Genomic DNA, 2,616 nt, shown 5'->3' on the forward strand with positions numbered 1-2,616 from the left:
CGTCGAACATGTCGAAATAACATTCGGACACTTCATACTGGTCATTCTGGTTCAGCGTCTTGCCAAACAGGGCACCATAGCCCAGCGCCTGGCCGCGAATACCAAACCCCAGATCGTCGGATGCCTTGCTCTGAATTTCATTGATGATGCTGACGCCCAGACCAATCGATCGGATCGGATCTGCAGCGTGGACGATGTTTGGAAAGCCGATAATCGAACTGGCTGCTGCCGCGCCCGCGGCGCCGCCTACGAACTTCCGGCGCGATACGCCCTTGCCGGTTATGTTGCTCTTGCGTTTTACCATCTTGGTGCTCCCTGTTAGCGGATCCAATTTTGATCCCATTGCGGTTGTCCGCCCACACCCGCAATTTTCGAGACAAACGATATAGCTTTGTGTTTTCCTAGTGCCTGTTGTTCTCAGACGGGTAGCTTAGAGGCAAAGTCAGCGAAACCGCAAGCGGGGGAGAGCGCAGATGAGTGTGTTGATAAAGAATGGCCGGATCATTACGGCCAGTGATGACTACCATGCCGATATCTTCATCAATGATGCAACCGTCGATCTGATTGGCACCAATCTGGAAATAGACGCCGACCTGGTGGTGGATGCCGGCGGCAAACTGGTGATCCCCGGCGGCATCGATCCGCACACTCATCTGGAATTGCCGTTTGGCGGCACCACCACTTCGGACACGTTCGAAACCGGCACCCGCGCGGCCGCGTTCGGCGGCACCACCTGCATCATCGACTTCGCGGTTCAATTTCCGGGCATATCGACGCTGGACGCACTGGACGCCTGGCATGAAAAGGCCGCCGGCAAGACCGCCATCGACTATGCCTTCCACATGATCCTGACCGATATGCCGGAAAGCCGGGTCCAGGAAATGCGCATGCTGTCTGATGCCGGTGTCACCAGCTACAAGATGTTCATGGCCTATCCGGGCGCCATGCTGTCGGACGATGGCACTATATTCCGCGCCATGCGCCAGGCGGGTGAGGACGGTACGCTGGTCTGCATGCATGCCGAAAACGGCGTCGTCATGGATGAGTTGATCAAGCTTGCCCTGGCTGAGGGCCATATAGAGCCGAAATATCACGCCCTGACCCGGCCGACGCGGCTGGAAGCAGAAGGTGTGCACCGGGCCCTGGCGATTGCCGAGGTGGCCAAGTCACCGTGCTATATCGTCCATCTGAGCAGCTATGACGCCCTGCAGGAATTGCGGATGGCCCAGGCGCGCGGCGTGATGGCCCATGCTGAAACCTGTCCGCAATATCTGCTGCTGGATATCGCCAAATATGACGAGCCCGGTTTTGACGGTGCAAAATATGTTCTGACGCCGCCGTTGCGCGAAAAATGGAACCAGGAGGAATTGTGGCGCGGGCTGCGCGGCAATGCCCTGAACGCCATTTCAACCGACCATTGCCCGTTCTGCATGAAAGAACAGAAAGAGCTGGGCAAGAACGATTTTTCCAAAATCCCCAATGGCGGCCCCGGCATCGAAAACCGGATGAGCCTGATTTATCACTACGGGGTCAACGGCGGTTATATCGACATCAACCGGTTCGTGGAACTGACTTCGACCGGTCCCGCAAAGATCTTCGGCATGTTCCCCAAGAAGGGCACCATTGCAGTTGGCAGCGACGCCGACATCGTGATCTTCGATCCCGACCGGGAAGAGATCATCAGCTATTACAACGGCCACACCCACCACATGAACATCGATTACAACACCTATGAAGGCATGCCCGTGAAAGGGTTTACCGAAACGGTGTTCAGCCGCGGCCGCATGATCATCGACAAGGGCCAGTATCTGGGCCGGGCAGGGGACGGTGAATTTGTGAAGCGGGGACCGTACGGAGGCCAGTACCGGCCGGCGAAGTCGGGCGATATTCAGAGCCGTGCGCCGGGTTCAAGGCACGGCGGTTAGGGAGAAAGGCAGAAATACTTGTTGAGGACGTTCAGTCCTTTTTGGATGAATCCCTGTCGACAATTGACAGCATCTAATTTTTTGCGCGTGCCAGCACCGCAGCCTTGATCAAGTCGAAGAATTTTGACGGGAGAACCCCATAAGCTTGCCGGTCGTGGCTGACGGCTGTCACGCCGTGAGGAATACGGCCTTTCTCCCAAGTAAAGCTGTTCATGTCGTTTACCTTCACCCACATCTGCCGGTCATCAAGTCCAAGATGATGCGCGATTTTGAGTGGAACTTCGATTCCTTCGGATGCGTGAAGGGGAGGCGTATGAGTAATCGGGACAACTAGGTTTCTCTGATCGCCATGCCCCTGGATTCGGGCTGAAACGACAATGGAGTTGGGACGATCTTTGCCGGATTGGTAGCCGCGATCCCGGTCTTCTTTGAAAAGAAAGTCGTATCGAATGACCAAGCCAACTTCTGGCTTGAGGGATGCCACGTTCAATCCATGAGTTTGTTCAATTGGTCATGCTTTGGATCCACACGCGCGTCTTCCAGGGCCTTGATATCTTCTTCGGTGAGATCGGCGGGTGTCAGGTGTTCACGGGTATCGTAGCGCTTCATGCGCTCGTATTCCTCGATGTCGATCAGAACGCGAGAGGGACGATTGTGTTTGGTAATTATGACCGGGGCCTTTGCAGCCTGG

The 2,616-nt window shown here is 55.7% G+C and carries 4 protein-coding genes; 1 reads left to right on the forward strand and 3 read right to left on the reverse strand.

Annotated features, from left to right (window positions below):
* Window positions 1-304 (reverse strand): twin-arginine translocation signal domain-containing protein (locus tag Q1B15_RS22645; protein ID WP_299758385.1); only part of this gene is annotated, 304 nt, incomplete at its 3' end.
* Window positions 305-473: 169 nt separating this feature from the next.
* Between Q1B15_RS22645 and hydA the strand changes: the two genes are divergently transcribed.
* Window positions 474-1,925: a dihydropyrimidinase gene (gene hydA / locus Q1B15_RS22650; RefSeq protein ID WP_299758386.1), complete on the forward strand. Its 1,452-nt coding sequence runs from the start codon at window positions 474-476 to the stop codon at window positions 1,923-1,925.
* Window positions 1,926-1,998: 73 nt separating this feature from the next.
* Here hydA and Q1B15_RS22655 read toward each other — a convergent pair whose 3' ends face one another.
* Window positions 1,999-2,409 carry a type II toxin-antitoxin system PemK/MazF family toxin gene (locus Q1B15_RS22655; RefSeq protein ID WP_299758387.1) on the reverse strand — a complete coding sequence of 137 codons (411 nt, stop codon included), beginning with the start codon at window positions 2,407-2,409 and terminating at the stop codon, window positions 1,999-2,001.
* A 2-nt stretch (window positions 2,410-2,411) separates the two neighbouring features.
* The coding region (locus tag Q1B15_RS22660; protein WP_299758388.1) for a type II toxin-antitoxin system prevent-host-death family antitoxin at window positions 2,412-2,616 on the reverse strand (205 nt) is incomplete at its 5' end.

Source organism: uncultured Boseongicola sp. (assembly GCF_937988555.1).
Classification (GTDB): domain Bacteria; phylum Pseudomonadota; class Alphaproteobacteria; order Rhodobacterales; family Rhodobacteraceae; genus Boseongicola.

Coding starts and splice junctions, on each gene's coding strand:
- hydA (WP_299758386.1), top strand. CDS start 474: ATGAGTGTGTTGATAAAGAATGGCCGGATCATTACGGCCAGTGATGAC.